General features: G+C 34.4%; 17 protein-coding genes. 5 read left to right on the plus strand and 12 right to left on the minus strand.

The window, feature by feature from the left end; translation table 11 throughout:
* Nucleotides 1-7 precede the first annotated feature (7 nt).
* The gene (locus VCM44_RS00900; protein WP_334677781.1) at nucleotides 8-733 is read left to right on the plus strand and encodes a hypothetical protein; all 726 of its coding nucleotides are present in this window, start codon (nucleotides 8-10) and stop codon (nucleotides 731-733) included.
* A gap of 70 nt (nucleotides 734-803) precedes the next feature.
* On the opposite strand, the gene VCM44_RS00905 is transcribed toward VCM44_RS00900, so the two are convergent.
* From VCM44_RS00905 to VCM44_RS00960, 12 genes are read right to left on the minus strand one after another with little or no spacing between them, the layout of a single operon-like run.
* Entirely contained in the window at nucleotides 804-2,090 is a 1,287-nt protein-coding gene (locus VCM44_RS00905; protein WP_334677782.1) for a hypothetical protein, read from the minus strand.
* Complete coding sequence (locus VCM44_RS00910; protein WP_114706053.1) at nucleotides 2,087-2,347, minus strand: hypothetical protein; 261 nt, start codon at nucleotides 2,345-2,347, stop codon at nucleotides 2,087-2,089. Before VCM44_RS00910 ends, VCM44_RS00905 begins: the two co-directional genes overlap by 4 nt.
* The gene (locus VCM44_RS00915; protein WP_334677783.1) at nucleotides 2,340-2,789 is read right to left on the minus strand and encodes a hypothetical protein; all 450 of its coding nucleotides are present in this window, start codon (nucleotides 2,787-2,789) and stop codon (nucleotides 2,340-2,342) included. The genes VCM44_RS00910 and VCM44_RS00915 overlap by 8 nt, the downstream gene beginning before the upstream one ends.
* Nucleotides 2,779-3,594 carry a hypothetical protein gene (locus VCM44_RS00920; protein ID WP_120403977.1) on the minus strand — a complete coding sequence of 272 codons (816 nt, stop codon included), beginning with the start codon at nucleotides 3,592-3,594 and terminating at the stop codon, nucleotides 2,779-2,781. Before VCM44_RS00920 ends, VCM44_RS00915 begins: the two co-directional genes overlap by 11 nt.
* 33 nt (nucleotides 3,595-3,627) lie before the next feature.
* The gene (locus VCM44_RS00925) at nucleotides 3,628-3,927 is read right to left on the minus strand and encodes a hypothetical protein (protein WP_114706050.1); all 300 of its coding nucleotides are present in this window, start codon (nucleotides 3,925-3,927) and stop codon (nucleotides 3,628-3,630) included.
* A 1-nt stretch (nucleotide 3,928) separates the two neighbouring features.
* Nucleotides 3,929-5,404, minus strand: a complete 1,476-nt coding sequence (locus tag VCM44_RS00930) for an NADH-quinone oxidoreductase subunit N (RefSeq protein ID WP_334677784.1) — start codon at nucleotides 5,402-5,404, stop codon at nucleotides 3,929-3,931.
* A gap of 18 nt (nucleotides 5,405-5,422) precedes the next feature.
* Nucleotides 5,423-6,955, minus strand: a complete 1,533-nt coding sequence (locus VCM44_RS00935) for a complex I subunit 4 family protein (protein WP_233500237.1) — start codon at nucleotides 6,953-6,955, stop codon at nucleotides 5,423-5,425.
* An 18-nt stretch (nucleotides 6,956-6,973) separates the two neighbouring features.
* The gene (locus VCM44_RS00940) at nucleotides 6,974-9,157 is read right to left on the minus strand and encodes an NADH-quinone oxidoreductase subunit 5 family protein (RefSeq protein WP_334677785.1); all 2,184 of its coding nucleotides are present in this window, start codon (nucleotides 9,155-9,157) and stop codon (nucleotides 6,974-6,976) included.
* Nucleotides 9,158-9,179: 22 nt separating this feature from the next.
* Nucleotides 9,180-9,485: an NADH-quinone oxidoreductase subunit NuoK gene (nuoK, locus tag VCM44_RS00945; protein ID WP_120403974.1), complete on the minus strand. Its 306-nt coding sequence runs from the start codon at nucleotides 9,483-9,485 to the stop codon at nucleotides 9,180-9,182.
* On the minus strand, nucleotides 9,482-10,015 hold the full coding sequence (locus VCM44_RS00950; RefSeq protein WP_114706045.1) for an NADH-quinone oxidoreductase subunit J family protein: 534 nt from the start codon (nucleotides 10,013-10,015) through the stop codon (nucleotides 9,482-9,484). The genes nuoK and VCM44_RS00950 overlap by 4 nt, the downstream gene beginning before the upstream one ends.
* An 18-nt stretch (nucleotides 10,016-10,033) precedes the next feature.
* Nucleotides 10,034-11,242: an NADH-quinone oxidoreductase subunit NuoH gene (gene nuoH / locus VCM44_RS00955; RefSeq protein WP_114706044.1), complete on the minus strand. Its 1,209-nt coding sequence runs from the start codon at nucleotides 11,240-11,242 to the stop codon at nucleotides 10,034-10,036.
* On the minus strand, nucleotides 11,242-11,658 hold the full coding sequence (locus VCM44_RS00960; protein ID WP_114706043.1) for an NADH-quinone oxidoreductase subunit A: 417 nt from the start codon (nucleotides 11,656-11,658) through the stop codon (nucleotides 11,242-11,244). The genes nuoH and VCM44_RS00960 overlap by 1 nt, the downstream gene beginning before the upstream one ends.
* A gap of 152 nt (nucleotides 11,659-11,810) precedes the next feature.
* On the opposite strand from VCM44_RS00960, the gene mfd reads away from it, so the two are divergent.
* The 4 genes from mfd to VCM44_RS00980 all read left to right on the plus strand — a co-directional run bounded on the left by mfd (nucleotide 11,811) and on the right by VCM44_RS00980 (nucleotide 18,036).
* Entirely contained in the window at nucleotides 11,811-15,305 is a 3,495-nt protein-coding gene (mfd, locus tag VCM44_RS00965; protein ID WP_334677786.1) for a transcription-repair coupling factor, read from the plus strand.
* Between the two features lie 83 nt (nucleotides 15,306-15,388).
* On the plus strand, nucleotides 15,389-16,195 hold the full coding sequence (locus VCM44_RS00970) for a peptidylprolyl isomerase (RefSeq protein WP_120403972.1): 807 nt from the start codon (nucleotides 15,389-15,391) through the stop codon (nucleotides 16,193-16,195).
* Between the two features lie 90 nt (nucleotides 16,196-16,285).
* Nucleotides 16,286-17,194, plus strand: a complete 909-nt coding sequence (locus VCM44_RS00975) for a peptidylprolyl isomerase (protein WP_114706040.1) — start codon at nucleotides 16,286-16,288, stop codon at nucleotides 17,192-17,194.
* Nucleotides 17,194-18,036, plus strand: a complete 843-nt coding sequence (locus VCM44_RS00980) for a PdxA family dehydrogenase (protein ID WP_334677787.1) — start codon at nucleotides 17,194-17,196, stop codon at nucleotides 18,034-18,036. The genes VCM44_RS00975 and VCM44_RS00980 overlap by 1 nt, the downstream gene beginning before the upstream one ends.
* Nucleotides 18,037-18,039: the final 3 nt, after the last annotated feature.

The raw sequence follows: 18,039 nt of genomic DNA on the forward strand, positions 1-18,039 counted from the left end.
ATTCTTATTGTATTCAACAAACACAGTAAGTACCACAATTAGTGGTATTAACAAGGATTGCGCTGACAAAAATGACATTGAAATTATAATTGTAGCTATTGTTACATTAGAAGTTATTATCTTCTCTTCTTTTGAACGATATTTATCAAATAATATAGAAATACCTAGTAAGCTATATGCTGTTAATATCAACGATAACGTTACATCTCCCGAGAGAATGATTAAGGCCAAGGCCATAACATTAATAGAGTTTCTAACCTTTCCTCTTACATATAAGAAAAGAAGTAAAAGAACACAAAAAGGGATCAAAAATAAATGTACTGAGCTAATCGTTGAATTAATATCCAACAAGACAAAATATTGGAATAGAAATAAATTTAACAATGATATCTTTTTTGTAAACGAAAGTATTAAGAAAGCAGATACAACAAAAGTTAGATTACTAATTACAATGTCGTTCTTAAAAATTAAAAGAGCTAATAAATTCAAGATTGCAAATAATAAGAATTTTACATTTTCAATTTTTAATATTGCAAAAAATGCACCTGTAAAAATAACAAAAGGCAAAATAGTTGCTGAAGAGAATGCAAACACTGAAAGAGGCAGACTAATAACTCTATCTAGAAAACTTTCTTCTCGTACAAGTACTGCGGCTATTAATGTTCCAACAATTGTTGGAAGTCCAAACTTAAAAGACATACTAAAATACGGAAACGGCGTTTCCACAGTATAGCCATTTAAGAAAAATGAAATAAGAATTGAGCCAATTAAAACAGCTAAATATATAATAAGATTCTTATACTTCATCCTGCCACCTGCACAATTAAAACTAAGAAATAAATGGCCGTAACAATTAAACTAACCGTTCTTACTGTCTTATATGGTACTGAAATATGCGACAGTATACTCTTTCCTTTAACTACTTGATCAGTTTGAGCAAGAGATCTTCTCTCATTATAAAAAATATTATTCATATAAATGAGTCGTTTTTTATTAGATAAATGTAACTGTGTCGAAATAGGCTCAATCACTGCTCTAAACTTATAACAAATCACGATAAATGTAATACCTATCACTAAGTAAGATGTAATTGCATGTAGATAGAATTGGTCATTAATAGAAAATGCCTTACTTGAAAGTAGAAACAAAAGAGAGCCAAAAACGCTAAAGAAAACAAGTGAATAAAAGCTTTCATACCATTTGCCACTCATCTCAAATGAGGTCAATTCATCGCTACCTAAAATATAAACAAAGAAAGTAAGTATAATTGACAGAGCAATAAAGAATGGATTTTGAGTTGAAAATGACATTGCTAGAATTCCAATCAATCCAAGATGAGATAAAGCATTAACTAGAACATACTTATCAAAAACCGCAATTTCCCTAGCAGAAATTTTTATACATGTTTGAAAAGATCTAATCATATAATAAAAAACGATAAGACCCATTAATTGAGATTCAGAATTTAAGAAAACACTCACGATTGCAGTTAATACAAATATGATTTTAAAGATATTTTCTTTATTTAATAAGCTCAAAAAGATTAAAAAAGAGAGTCCAATTAAGAATTGGTTTAAGTTTTGTGTTACATACTGAATATCACTAGTGAGTAGGTAAGAAAGAATCACTCCATCTGTAATCGCAAAGTCCTTATTATCAGTGTCTAAAAAAGATAATAATAAATAAACAGAGAATAAGTATTTAAAGGCCAAAGTTTTATCAACGAGCGTAATAAATGCGATAATCGCAAGTTTAAGAATATTAAGCGACTGTTTCTTATAGCTACCTAAATTCAGATATACACAAGAAGCAAAAGCTATAATCTTTATATTGATATCAATTGGAAAGAGTAAGATTCCAAATGGCAAAATCTCGTAAACATTTCGTTTTTTTTCATCAATAACTAAAAAAGATAAAATGAACGGGAAAATAGAATTAAGGTAATTTATCTCCATACCAGAAAAATATACGACAACAATCGAAAGTATAGGTATCAAGGAAATAAATGAGCGTCCCCAGTTATTAATCTTTGATGAGAAGTGAACCGCCAATAGAGTAAGTAAGAATAAAGAGACATTAAAATAAATCAATTTGCCCCCTGTCTTACACGAAATTCCTTAAACAGAGAATTTATCAGAAGAAAGATTGGCGCTACATAGATAAAAAGCATAACACCATCGCTTAAAGATATAGACTCCTGAACTCTAAGGTCGATTAGTAAAAGAAAGATTGCAATATTTGAAAACAAAGAAAAAAGCTTCTTTGTAAATCTCTGCGTAAATAAATAAACTCCGATATTAATAACAAAAACAATTGTTAGGAGTGTAAATGTATCGATGTTATGCATTCTCTTCATCTCCATTTAGGTTCACTAGTGACAGAAATGCAGTAAATACTAATAAAACACAAAACTTTAATAGGATTGGCCAATTAATATGGGTATCAACATTGTAGTTATTGATTATGCTAATAAGATTATTATCGTTATTTAAATGATAAATATTAACTGAGAAAACACCCAGTAAGATAATAGTAAATAGTATATAAGGCGTATAAGAAAACTTTTTAAACTTTATTTGAGTTGTCGGAAAACAATATTCTATTAATGTTATAAGAAGAATAAAAATAACAAGAAATAGACCTAAAAAGTAAATAAGTACAGTTGAAGACACTCCCATCAAACTTACCAACAAAGATGAAAGGGCAACTGAGTAGAGCATCATTGTGTAGCGACCTTTTGAAAAAGCCGCAAATATGAAAAGCAATATAATGATAATATTAGAAAACATTAAAAGCCTTTAAACTACAAAAGATTACAAAAATAAAGAATGAAGTTAACACTCTCTTTTTAGAAGATGTTATCAAACTTTGATAATCTCTGAGAGGTTGAAACTTAATATATATATTACTCAAAATAATTGATATTACCTGTAATACGATTACCAAAACAGTTAAAGCTCCATAATGGATATAGCCTGGACTAAACTTTGAAATAATTAGTTTTGAAAAGTCGCTTCCCGTAAGTATCAAACTTATGACAAAAAGGATGAATCCACATTGATATAACAATCTTATATATGAAGATTTTATTTCTAAGTATTTCTTATCTGAATAAATTGAGCCTGACTTTATCATTTGCAGCTCAGTTGAATAAAAGAGAATACACAATGGTAGTAGGAAAATAGACCTTAAAATAATTGAATCAGACTGAACTAAAAACCAAGTTAAAACAATGATACTAATCAAAATTAACTGCGATAAAGTGATCTGTGTAATCTCTATAACCTCTCTTCTTATCAGTGATAATCTAAAACGATAAATCCCTAAGAAAATCGTTGAGATTATCATCATGAAATAGAATGGAAGAATATAAGAAAGCTGATTTGTTAATATAAAGAAAATTGATAATGTTTGAAAAAATAGAACAGATAAAAGTATTACAAAAAAAGAATTAAAACTTAGAGCATCTACTTCTTGTGCTTTATGAGATGCAATAAGATACTTCTTGAGACTGTATGTAGGCGCAAAGTCTTGTGAGTTTACAAGTGCACCAACAAATTGAATTAAGATCAGCCATAGTGGCAAAGTTATCATTAACTCCAAGAACTATCCCTATTTCTTAAAAGACTATAAAATTAATAATATTAAAATTGTAGCAAGGCCGGCCAATATTGAATACGCTTCTTTATAAAATTCTAGATTTCCTGCACCAGTAATAATAACTGTAATCATTGCAAGAACTAAAAATACAATCGCGTATTTAAACACAGATTTTAAAGGGACAATATTTGAATTCGCAATATTAGTTTCGTTATGAACTTTACGAAATGGGCCGCCAGACTTCTTTGGCTTGAAAAACAAAGGGTAGCCTAAGACTACCCCAAGTAATAAAAATAAGATTGTAGTTGTCAGTAGTACTAATTCCATACTACTTAATTAGGAGCAAGGCTCCATTGGCAAGAGAAAGTAACTTTTGCCAGAAGATACCAATAATCAGTACTGGTGCAGTGTAAACACCAATAATAAGTTGATTAACAAATCCAAGACCTGCAACCTTCTCATCTGATTCAGCATCTTTCAGTACCATCACTCTTACAACTTTCATGTAGTAGTAAAGCGAGATAACTGAGTTAACAGCAGTGATAACAGCTAGTACATAGTACTTTTGCTGAACAACTGCAGCTAAGATATTAAATTTTGCAACGAATCCCGCTAGAGGTGGAAGACCTGCTAATGAGAACATTGTAATTGTCATAGCGATTGCAGCAAATGGATGCTTTTTAATAAGACCAGCAAAACGATCGATATGATCATTACCATAGTGATCTTGGATAAATGAAGCAATATAGAATGCTACAAGAGTCATGAAAAGGTATGTTACCGCGTAAAAAAGGATAGCTGTTGCACCCATTTCACCAAGAACAATGGCCCCTAACATCATTACACCAGCGTGTGAGATAGAAGAGAAAGCTAGCATTCTCTTAATTGATCTTTGTCCAATTGCAGAGACATTACCTACTGTCATAGTTAATGATGCAACTACCATTAGCAAGAAGATCCAAGAATGTTTAAGCATCCCAACATCCCCTGCAAAGAAGATTTGAGTTAATCTAGTAAATGCTGCAATACCTGCAAACTTCGGAACTAATGAGAAGAAAGCAGTTACTGGAAGAGGTGAACCTTCATAAACATCTGGTGACCACATATGGAATGGTACACAAGCAATTTTATATCCGATACCAACAAAGAATAATAAGAACGAAGGAATCAGAATAAGTGTTTGATCTTCAGTTAATGCAGACATCATTGGGATCATCTCAGAGAAATTAATTGTTCCAAGAGTTCCAAAGATGTGACTCATACCAAATAGCATCATCCCTGAAGTTGCACCACCATATAGTACATACTTAAGACCTGCTTCAGTAGAGCGCTCATCATTTTTCTTAAGAGCTGCCATTGCATAAGAAAGGATTGAAAGTGTTTCAATACCAATAAAGAAAATTAGCATGTTGTTTGCAGATGCTAGAAGCATACCACCAACTAAGATTCCCATTGCTAAGATACCAAACTCAGCTTTCGTACCTTCATAAAGATCTTTAGAAACTTTAGAAAGATAAATTGCCCCAGCCGTACTTAAGATCATAACGATCTTAGCAAAACCAGAGAAATGGTCCATGACAACAGACTTTGTAAAAATATGTGTTGCATCAGTACCAAGACCTTTAACTTGATAAATCAGAGCACATAAAAGTCCAATCATCGAACTCCAGTAAAACATTTTTTTCGAGCTACCCTTATCATCATTTCCGTAAGTAGCTTCGATGAGGATTAAGGCCCCCATCGTGAAGCATACTAAAAGCTCCGGAATATAATGTGAGATACTCGCTAAATAATTTAAAGCCATCACTTCACCTATTGACTATTAAAAAGTCGCTAATAATGAAACTAGTTTACCTACAGAAGCCTTCATCATGTTCAGTAGTGGAGACGGATAAATACCGAATACAATTACTGCCACACAAAGTGGAAGCATGTAGAAGATTTCTCTAGCATTCATATCTGTGTAAGATTTATTTTCTTCAATAACTTCACCAAAGAACATTCTCTTGAACATCCATAGTAAGTAAGCTGCACCTAGTAGTAGACCAAGAACTGCAATTACAGTGATTGTTGTAAATCTATCGTAGATCCCTAGGAAAATTAAAGCTTCAGAGATGAAACCTGAAAGTCCTGGTAGACCCATTGATGCGAACATCGCGATGATGAAAACAATTGAGTATTTTGGAAGTTGTGTATAAAGACCACCAAAACCTTTTGTTCCATCTGGTCTAACGATCCATCTGTGGTGTGATCTTTCATAAAGAATACCAATAAGAAGGAACATCATCGCAGTTGAAGTACCGTGGTTGAACATCTGTAGAACAGCACCATTCATACCTTGAACAGTCATTGCTGCAAGACCTAACATTACGAATCCCATGTGAGAAACTGAAGAGTATGCAACAAGTTTCTTAACATCGTTTTGTGCCATGGCACAGAATGCACCGTAAATAACGTTAATAAGACCTAGCCACGCAATAGCATCTGCAAAGTAAACAGAAGCTGATGGGAAAATTGGGAACGCAATTCTTAAGAAACCATAAGTACCCATCTTAAGTAGTACACCGGCAAGGATAACTGAGATCGCTGTTGGAGCCTGTACGTGAGCGTGTGGTAGCCAAGTATGGAAAGGAAATACTGGAACTTTAATAGCAAAACCAATGAAAAGTGCTACGAAGAATACTTTTGCAAATGGTAGGGCCATTCCGAATAGTTCAACAGTTTCGTTTACAAACTTACCACCAGAAAGAGCTAGAATATTGAATGAGTCAACACCTTGACCTGTTACGAAGTATAGAGCAACCATACCAACAAGCATTAGGATTGAACCAAAGAATGTATATAAGAAGAATTTAACAGCTGCGTATTCTCTATTTTCTCCACCCCAAATTCCGATTAAGAAGAACATTGGAATAAGCATTACTTCCCAGTAAACATAGAATAGGAAGAAGTCTAATGCGAAGAAAACACCAAAGACAGTCGACTGAAGCATTAGTAGTAATGCAAAGTAACCCTTAATTTGCTTCTTAACTGTCCAAGAAGAAAGGATACAAATCGCAAATAAAAGCGCTGTCAGTAGAACCATTGGAAGTGAAATACCATCAACTCCAAGGTGATAGAAAATATTAAACTGCGGGATCCATGCTTTCTTAATGGTAAACATTTCCTGCATACCTGGAACAGTATTGTCGAATTTTAAATATAGACAACCTGATAAAACAAGTGTGATCACAGTATTTATCAATGACCATACTCTGATTGCCGTCTCTTTTGCCTTAGGTAATAAAAGTACCCCAAGAACACCGATCATAGGCATCCACAGAATCCAACTTAATAGATTAGAATGTGCGTTCACTGTAACTCCTTAATTCTCTTATAAAGCTAAAATATAACCAAATAGTACTAAAAATATAATTGCGATGTAGAACTGGATCTTTCCGTTCTGAATAGTTCTCAAGATAACGTTAAAAAGACGTACACTTGCACCTGTTCCATCAACCATAATTGTGTCGACAAATAAATTATCGAACCAAGCCGAAATTCTCATTGTAAAACGAGTTACTACGGCCCAACCATCAATTGCAAATCTGTCATAGAATCCCATGTCAAATTTAGCTAATAGGTTATTAAATGGAAGAAGTCCTTTCTTGATTAATCCATCAATATAGAACTCATCCATAAAGTATTTACCCTGAAGTGTTCTGTAGTAGCGGTTGAAAGTATTAACCCAGAATCCTGGATTCCATTTACCCCACAGATACATCATCATAGCGATGAATACACCAGTAAAAGCAATTACAATCGACATACCAGCACCAATATAGTGAACCTGGTGAATGTGATGTGCTTCTTCTTCAGAAAGACCGTAAGTAGAGTCATACTTAGACTTAGTAAATGTTCCTTTTTCACGAACATCAATTGAGCCTAGAGCTTCTCTCTTATAATTTTCAAACTGACCTTTCTTAGGCTTTTGAATTAAAGTTTGGAACCACTCATATTTACCGTTTGCCTTATCAGCAACTTTAACAAATCCTTGACCTGTTAAAGAACCTGAAAACCATACACCTAGTGTAAATACAGCAAGTAGTAATAGTGGAAGGTTTCTATTCCATGAAAACTTTTCTTCATGGCAGTGGTCGTAAACTTCTTTGTCTCTTGGCTTACCGTGGAAAGCAAGGAACATCATACGACACATATAGAATGCAGTAAGTAGTGCACCCATGAAACCAAGTACTGCCGGAGCAATCATAACTGGTGAATGAAGTGCTTCAATTAATGCATCTCCTAGGATTCTATCTTTAGATACGAAACCTGAGAAGAAAGGAATACCTGCGATTGCAAGAGTACAACACCACATTGCAAACCAAGTGAATTTCATTTTATGTCTTAGACCACCCATTCTCGGCATTTCTTGTACGTGAGCATGTGTGTGGTGATCATGAAGTGAGTGAATAACAGAACCTGCACTTAAGAATAAACAAGCCTTGAAAACAGCGTGTGTAATTAGGTGCATGAAAGCAGCATTATAAGACCCAACACCAATACCTAGTACCATGTAACCAAGTTGTGAGATTGTTGAGAAAGCAAGAACCGCTTTAAAGTCTGTTTGAACAAGAGCGATAGTCGCTGCACCGAAAGCAGTGATACCACCAATATAAGCAACAAAAGTTAATAGTCCACCAGCATCAAGAAGTGGATAAATTCTTAAAGATAGATAAACACCAGCAGCAACCATTGTTGCAGCGTGAATTAGTGCTGAACATGGAGTAGGACCATTCATCGCATCCGGTAGCCAAACGTTTAAAGGGAATTGAGCTGACTTACCGATTGTCCCCATGAAGATACACATACCAGCAAAAGTTGCTAAAGGAATTCCAATTACGGCCTTACCAACTAATCCACCAGCATCGATTGCATTATAAAGATCAACGAAGCTTACTGAACCAACAACAGTCCAAAGAGCAACAATACCTAGAAGGAAGAAAACATCCCCTACTCTTGTTGTCATGAAAGCTTTTACGTTAGCTGCACCAGCAACTTCTTTTTCATAGTAGTGACCAATTAGTGAGTATGAACAGAATCCCATGATCTCCCAAAAGATAAATACTGAAAGTAAGTTATCTGAAAGTGATAGACCAAGCATTGCTGAAGTAAAGAGTGACATATAAGTGAAGAAACGTCCGTTTCTACCGTAGTTCATGTCATCTTTCATATACCAAGTTGAGAAAATGTGGATCAGTGTTGCAACGGCCGTAACCATCATAACTAGAACGGCAGTCATATTATCGATGTAGAATCCCATCTTGACTGCGAACTCTTGACCACCACCATTTAGGTCAAACCAAGTGAATACTTTGTGAATGTGGTAGTTAGCTGAATACGTTCCAAAAACGAAATCGCTAAAAATTCTCCACGCATAAATTGTCGAACCTGCGATTGCTGCACAACTGATTGCAACGGCCGTTCTCGTAAAGCGTGATGCAATAAATGCATTAATTACGAAAGCAAAGAACGGTAGTAAAACAATTGGAGCAATACTAGAAATCGTATAATCCATTTTCTTCCCTTATATCTCTTAATTAACTTTGTAGTTCAGTAGCGTCATCAATGTGAATCGTATCTTTAACTTGGAAGAAACGAATCACAATCGCTAAACCAACTGCCGCTTCTGCTGCAGCAATAACAATAATGAATAATGACATTATATGACCGTCAATATTCTGGTTTGCAAATCTTGTATAAGCCGCAAAGTTTAAACCTGCAGCGTTTAGAATTAATTCAATTCCTAGCATGATTGCAATAATATTCTTTCTTGCAACCATAACCGCAACACCGGCCAAGAATAAGAAAAAAGAAATTAACAAGTATGATGTTAGTGAAATCATTTTCTAATTCTCCTTGGTCTAGAAATTACAGCTGCACCAACAAGTGCACCAAGTAGAAGAATCGATGAAATTTCGAAAGCTAAAACATGGTCTGTAATTAATTTAGTTCCAATCTCATTTACTGTTGGCTTAATACCTTCAAGCTCAACATGCTTTTGAACTTTAAGAACTGGTGCAAGTATCTTCATTAGAACAAAACTCATAACAATCATCATAAAGCCTGCTGTTGCATAAGTTTTTGTTGTTCCCATGGCTGCAACTTTCTTAAGTCCAAACTTATTAAAAGCTTGTTCAATACCACCAGTTAACATGATGGCAAATAGCATAAGAATTACAACACCACCTGCATAAACAACTAACTGAGTTGCTGCCAAGAAGTCAGCACCTAGAGTTGCATAAAGCCCAGCTACTCCAAAAAGAGAAAGTAGAAGGAAAATACATGCATGCATTAAATTTTTAGAAACGGCGACTAGGAATGCTCCTATAATAGTTGCCGCAGCTGAAATTAAAAACATTGTGTTAATAAACATCTCAAATATCCTTAAATATTAGTGTCCGCCCGCACCAGCTGATGCAGATGCGATTACTTTTCCAAGGATTGCCCACATTGACTTACCATTAAATAGATAAAGCCATACAGCACAACCAATTAAGTTAAATAGTGCAATTGGAGTTAAATATTTCCAACAAAGTACCATTAGAGAGTCAACTCTCATTCTTGGTAGTGTCCATCTAATCCAGATTACAACGTAATAAAGTAGTAAAGTCTTAGTTACAAAAGAACCAAGTTGTAAGAAGTTTCCAACTTGCTTTCCAATCATAGGATGTGCGGCTGGAACTAGTTTGTTTACGAATTCACCTGTCCCAAGTCCAAATGGTACTTGATAACCACCAAGGAAAAGAGCAGCAACAACACCGCAAACAACAAATACTTCAATATATTCTGCAAGTGCGAAGAATGCGAACTTCATACCTGTGAATTCTGTATGGTAACCAGAAACAAGTTCAGACTCAGCTTCCGGAAGGTCAAATGGCGCTCTGTTTGTCTCAGCTAAAACACCAATGAAAAGAATAAAGAAACCGATAAAAGTAAATGGATTGTGTAGAACAAACCACTGATGAGGTAGACCACCTTGAGCTTCCGTTATTCCCTTAAATGAAAGAGAACCTGTCATTACAACAATTGCAAGAAGCGAAAGTGTTACTGGAACTTCATAAGAAATAATTTGTGAAGCACCTCTCATACCACCAAGCATTGACCACTTTGAGTTTGAAGCGTAACCACCAAGGAAGATAGCAACACCAACAAGTGAACTAACACCTACTAAGTAGAAAACACCAACGTTTAAATGTGTAAGAGTAAAGCCACTTGAAAATGGTACAACTGCTAGTGACATGAATACACCAACAAGTGCCATCATCGGTGCCAGATTAAACATAAATTTATCTGCATCACGTGGTACAACATCTTCTTTTAAAAGCATCTTCACACCATCAGCTAAAAACTGAAGGATACCAAAAGGACCAACTCTGTTTGGACCTTGTCTCATTTGTAGATCGGCAGAGATCTTTCTTTCAGCATAAGTCCCAAGACCACCTACTGCAGAAAGTGCACCAACAATCACAAGTGAAAAAACTAAGAAGATTAAAAAAGTTACAACTCCAGTTGCATCAAAACCTAGTAGCTTTGATAAACCATCAACGGCCATAGAAAAGCCAGGAGCTTGTGATAAATACGATACTATCGTTTCATTCATTATTTATCCTTCCCATCTATATTTGCTTCATAAGACTTAACCCAATCAAGGTCACCCTTTTTCCAGCAATAAACTAAACCTAAACTTAGAATAATGATGAACATTAGTAGTGATCCAAGAACTGCACCACCTTGTCCAATGTCGACGAAGTTTTTATAAACTGTTGCCACCGGAAACATCAAAGCGCCCTCTACGTCAAAGATAAGAAAGACTAAGGCAATAACGTAGAAACGAACATTAAAGTTTGACCACGCTGCGCCTGTTGGCTCCTCACCACATTCATAAGGTGTTTGCTTAAGTTCCGTTGGATTATTTGGTCTTACTAAACGACCAACAAGCAATGTACCAACAAAAGCCACTACTGCCACGACTGCTAAAATTAACACCGGCATATAGACGTCAAAGTTCTGCGACATCGATAATTCTCCATGTATAAGTAAAGTAAGTTTCCAAATATTACACGATTACTAGCACTTTGGAAATAAATTGGCCCTTCTTTTTTTGAGTAATATCTTCTATTTAGTAACGCATGGGCCAATGCATAAATTCTTTTTCATGACATGAAATTATGTTAAAAAACGACATGGATTTATTTACACCACTGCGCACAAAGCTATTATCTTGGTTAGACACCAAGCAACATGACCTCACTATTGATGGTATAAACAGGGAGTACTGGGCGTTCTTCAAGTTTTTACTTAATCAAAATAAGAGCTATGATCATCCACCAAATTTATTGATTTTCGAAAATCAAGATGAAGCTGAACAGTATTATGAATTAGTAAAATCTAGTTTTTTAAAAATAAATCTTGTTTTTTATCCTGGGCTTGACGCATCACCATATTCTGGAATGTATTCATCAGAAAGTGCACAACTTGCCCGACACTCAGCATTAAAAAAAATAATATCAAGAAAAAATAGTGACCTAACAGTCATTACATCAATAGAAGCATTATCTTTAAAAGTACCTCCAAAAGAATTTTTTAATGAAACAACTTTTAAAATTGAAGAATCAGATATTATTTCTCCTGATGAATTGGCAGGAAAATTAGTATCACTTGGCTACACTTCTTCATTCACTGTTGAAGAGCAAGGTACATTTTCTAAAAAAGGTGAAATCTTTGATATCTATCCAGTAGGTATGCACCCGATACGTATTCACTACTTTGATGAAATGATTGAGGAAATTTTTGAAATCGATAAAGAGACTTTAAAAACAATTAAAGACAAAAAAGTTCAAAGCTTAACGATTACTCCAGGCCCTTCGATTTTTTGTGAATCTCATTATTCAAATAATCTTCGCGATAATCTACCAAGACCAAGGGCCAACCAAAGAGAACTTCTTGAAGCTAGAAATGAATTATTTTCAAAACTTTCAAACGGAATGCTCTTTGAAAATCACCCAGTCTACACACCATTATTTTTTAAACCAAATGAAACAGAATCATTACTCGATTATATTGATGAGAACTGGTTAACTATCGTTTTTGATCGAGATAATTCAGAAGACAATCTCACAAATTATTATGATGAATTATCAACAGATTTTGAAGAAACTGAAGAACTACTTCCTTCACCAGAATATTTCTATGACTTATCAACTATCGATCGTTTACGTAAAGAGAATGTTCTTAATTTAAATCATCTAAATATTAATGCTCAAATTGATCATGATACTAATGTAGTGGATCTAGGTCTTGCACCTTTTAAGTCTTATATCTCTAAGTTTGATATTAATTATCATTCAAAAAAAGAGTTCTTATCTGGATTATTTGATCATTTAAAAAACGACTTTAAATATTCAGGTAAAATTATTTTTACTATTCAAAATGATAATTCAAAAAATGAGATCAAACATTTAATTGAAATGTTTGAATTGTCTGGTGAAATACAAAGTAGAATTGATTTTATTAATTTTAAACTGACTGAGGGATTCTATTACCCTAGCGATAAATTACTAGTTATCTCAGACAGTGATCTCTTTGCTATTCGTCGAGATAAAGCAAAAGTTTCTAAGATTAAAGATATTGATCTCTTTGCTGAACAATTAGCATCACTAAAAGAAGGCGACTATGTCATCCACTCTAAACATGGTATTGGAAAATACTTAGGCCTTGAGGCCATGGATATTGGCGGTTCAAAATCCGACTACCTTGTCATTCTTTATAAAGGTAACGATAAAGTTTTTGTTCCTATCTATAAAATGAACCTTATCCAAAAGCACGCTGGTGGTGAGGTCAAGGTCAATGTCGATAGTTTAAGGACAAATAAATTCTCTGCGCTTAAAGCACGTGCTAAAGACTCTGTAAAAAAACTAGCTTTTGATCTTTTAAAGTTACAAGCTGAAAGAGCGTCAACACAAGCCTTTTCATTTTCACCACCTGATCATGATTATAAAGAGTTTGAGTTATCATTTCCATTTAATGAAACTCCTGATCAGAAAAATGCTATTGATTCAGTAATTGATAAAATGCAGGCAAAGTCTGCAATGGACTTTCTTGTTTGTGGAGATGTTGGATTTGGAAAAACGGAAGTTGCTATGCGTGCAGCTTTTAAAGCAGTACTTGATGGAAAACAAGTTGCAATACTAGTTCCAACAACAGTTCTAGCTCTTCAGCATTATAATTCATTTGTTAAAAGATTTGAGAAGTTCCCTGTTCGTATCGATTACTTATCACGTTTTAAAACTGGTAAAGATGAAAAAGAAACAAAAGAAAAACTTGAAAAGGGTGAAATTGATATTATCGTTGGAACACATAAGCTCCTGGGTAAAACGATCAAATTTAAAGACCTAGGACTTGTTGTTGTTGATGAAGAGCAACGCTTTGGGGTTGCCCATAAGAATAAATTAAAACTTTTAAAATCATCAGTTGATTTCTTAACTCTAACTGCAACACCAATTCCTAGAACACTTCAACTTTCATTCTTAGGTTTAAAAGATCTTGCTTTAATTAAGACCGCCCCACCAAGAAGACAGTCGATTAAAACTTATCTTATAAAAGAAGACGATCACACTATACAGTCGGCAATTAATCGAGAACTTAAGCGAGGTGGACAAGTTTTTATTGTTCACAATCGAGTTCAAGATATTGAAAACTATACTGCTTATATTAGAGAGCTAGTACCGGATGCCAAAATCGTTTACGCTCATGGACAGCTACCGGAAAAAGAGCTTGAATCACGCATCTCTGCTTTTTATAACGGTGCTTACCAGATCCTAATTTCCACAACAATCATCGAATCTGGAATTGATATTCCAAATGCAAATACTATGATTGTGGATCGTGCCGATCGATATGGCCTTGCTCAATTACACCAATTACGTGGACGCATTGGACGCTCTGATAAAAAAGCTTATTGTTACTTTGTTGTTCCAAATAATCGCAATATTACAGAGGTTGCGGCCAAACGATTAAAAGCTCTTCAAACTTATGCAGACATGGGAAGTGGTTTTCAAATTGCAAATTGTGATCTTGAGATTCGCGGGGCCGGAGATATACTTGGTGCTCACCAATCAGGGCATATCGAAGCAATTGGTCTCGAACTTTATATGGAACTTTTAACTGAGGCCATTCAAGAATTGCGAGGAGAAAAGAAAATCATCAAAAAGGATATTGAAATCAATACTCCTTTTGCGGCATTCATTCCAGCTCACTTTATCAGTGAGTCGAGTGAGAGACTTAAATATTACAAGCAACTATCAAACTCCACATCAATTGATGAAATCACAGCTTTAAAAGAAACAATCTTTGATATCTACGGGCCAGGTCCTGAAGAATTTAATCAATTGATAGCAATTCTTGAAGCACGTTCATATCTAATGCCATGTGGAATAAAATCTGCTCAACTTATGGATAATTCAATCATTTTTCAATTTGATCGCGACATGGTTGAGGCCAATGAAGAGCTTAGAAATAATATTTTAAACAACTTTCTCGGTATGCCACGTAAATATCGTTTCACACCAGACTTTAAGTTGATTTTTACCAATAAAACGACGATATCTCCGAGCTCTTTAGTCGAGTTCTGTCAGGAAATTGCGGAAAAAATAGTTCCATCTTAGTGAAATTTATAAGTTTTTAATAAATTTGGTACAATTAAGATAAAGAAGGAACTAAATTTCAATAATTTGAAAAGGATATCAATATGTTCGGTAAAATCATTCTTGGTTTACTAATCACTTTAGGAGCTCAAGCTGCCCCTAAAAAGATCGTTGCAGAAGTTAATGGCGAAAAGATAACAAAAGAAGAGCTTGATCAAGCGTATCTTCTTAATAAATATGTTGTCTCTGAAGACCCAGTAACAATGAAGCGTGTACTAACTGATCTTATCAATAAGAAACTAGGTTTAGAAAAAGCAAGAAAAGCAAAGCTTCAAAATGATCCAGACGTTAAAAGAAAAATGAATGAAGTTTTATTTAACGCACAAGTTTCTAAAGATCTTGAAGATGAATTTAAGAAAATTAAAGTGACAGATAAGGATGTTAAAAAATTCTATGAAGAATATCCTGAATATCGTACTGCTCATATTCTTCTAAGAGTTCGCGTTGCCCCATCTCAAAATGAGATTGAAGCAGCACAAAAGAAAATTTTTGAAATTCATTCAGAAGTTACAAAAGAGCCAACTAAATTTGCTGAATTAGCTAATAAGTATTCTCAAGCGCCAAATGCTCATACAGGTGGTGACCTTGGGTACCAACCAGCATTCTTTATGGCACCTGAATACTTTGCAGCAATTAAAGGCCAAAAAGATGGATACATTACACGCCCTGTTAGAACTCAACTTGGTTACCATGTTGTAAAGGTTCTAGGAGTTAAGAAATTTGATGAGATCAATATGGGTGTTTATAAAAAGTTTGTTTACGATAGAAAGAGAGATAAAATCATTGCTAATTATTTCGAGAACTTACGTAAAAAAGCAAAAATTAAAATTTTAGACGAAAAACTAAAGTAAATAGCGCAAATAATTTGCACAAGCCTCATGGGCACGATAAATTATTGTTCTAGTAAATAATGATACTAAGAACGATAAATAGAGGTGTTCATGAGGCTTTTTTTATTACTGGCCCTTACTTTTTCAACATTAAATATCAATGCAAAACTTCTTGATAAAATAGCGGCCGTTGTTGATGATCATATCATTACAAAATCAATGATCGATCGAGTTAAAAAATCACTCCCTATTCGTCAAAACATTTCTCCTTTTATCTACAAACAAGAAAATTTCACAGATAAAGAAATTGCTGAGTTATTTATAAGAAAATTCATCATCCGCTCTACACTTGCTGAGCAAGGATATGTAATTTCAGACGCTACAGTTGAGAAAGAAATTAAAAGAAAAGAACAACGCCTTGGCCTTAGTCGTGCAGATCTAATTGCATTCTTAAAAAAGAATAATACAAATTTTGACGAATTCTTTGAACTTAACAAAGAAGCGATTGAATTTAATCATTTTAATTCAGTTGTTATTATTCCTCTCATCTCTGTAAGTGAACAAGAGATAAAGAATGAATTCTTTAAGCAAAATGTAAATAATAAGACTGTTTCATATCGTTATACACTTGTGGACTTCTCAATTGACCCTTCAATTGTACCAAAGAGTAAGTATGCGCATTTTAGAAAGTCGATGCAATCATTCCAAAAAGGTGGACCACTTCCAAATGAGTATGGTTCGATCGAAACATCAACTCTTGGAGACATTACAGCTGATGGCCTAACAGAGAAGCTGCAACGTCTTTTAAATAAAACACAAGAAGGTGAATTCACTCAGCCAATTGAAATGATGGGTGCTACACATATCTTCTACGTAAAAACACGTGATGTTGTTGAATCATCACTTTATCAACAATCAAAGCCACAAATCCGTGCCAAAATCTATGAGAGAAAAGCAAAGGAAGTTACAAAAATGTGGTTTGAAAGAGAAAAATCGAATCACTACGTTAAAACATACTAATGATCTATGTAACAGCTGGACATGAGAAGGGAATTGGCCTTGAGGTTTTCTTAAAAGCCTACTCTCTTCTATCATCGGCACAACAAGAACAATTTCATCTCTTTGTTGGTGAAGAATTTACAAAAGAGCTCCCTTCATCTCTTAGCTATACAGCTGTAAAGGCTCCCTATTCTCACAATGCTTTAGAACTTGCATGTAATAAATGTGGGCCAAACGATATATTAGTGACAATGCCAACCACAAAGGATGAATTATTCTTTAATGGTAAAAATGTATCAGGCCATACAGAGTACTTTAGAAAGAGATATGATAACGAGAATATCGTTATGTTCTTTAAATCATATGAGGCAAACGTCTTACTTATTACAGATCATATACCTCTTAAAGAAGTTCCTACCAAAATAAATTCTGATCTTATTAACAAAAAAATCAATATCTGCGTTGATAACTACACAAAATACTTCGGCAATTTAAATGAAATTATCATAAGTGGTATCAACCCACATGCCGGTGAAGGTGGTATACTCGGTGATGAAGAAAAAGAAGTCACAAATGCCATCAAAGGCTTAACAGTTAAACAGAAAGTCAGTGGTCCACTACCTGCTGATGGACTTTTTATTAATGACTGCTTTGCTCATGATAAATTATTTGTGTATATGTATCACGACCAAGGACTTGCACCATTTAAAACAATGTTCAAATCAAAAGGTGCAAATATCACACTAGGCTTACCATTTCTAAGACTTAGTGTTGACCATGGCACGGCCTTCGATCTTTATGGAAAAGATTGTGCTAACTATATGGGCTGTTACTACGTATTAAAACTTGCCCTAAAGGTATAGAAA

This window comes from Halobacteriovorax sp. DPLXC-1 (genome assembly GCF_036903125.1).
Classification (GTDB): domain Bacteria; phylum Bdellovibrionota; class Bacteriovoracia; order Bacteriovoracales; family Bacteriovoracaceae; genus Halobacteriovorax_A; species Halobacteriovorax_A vibrionivorans.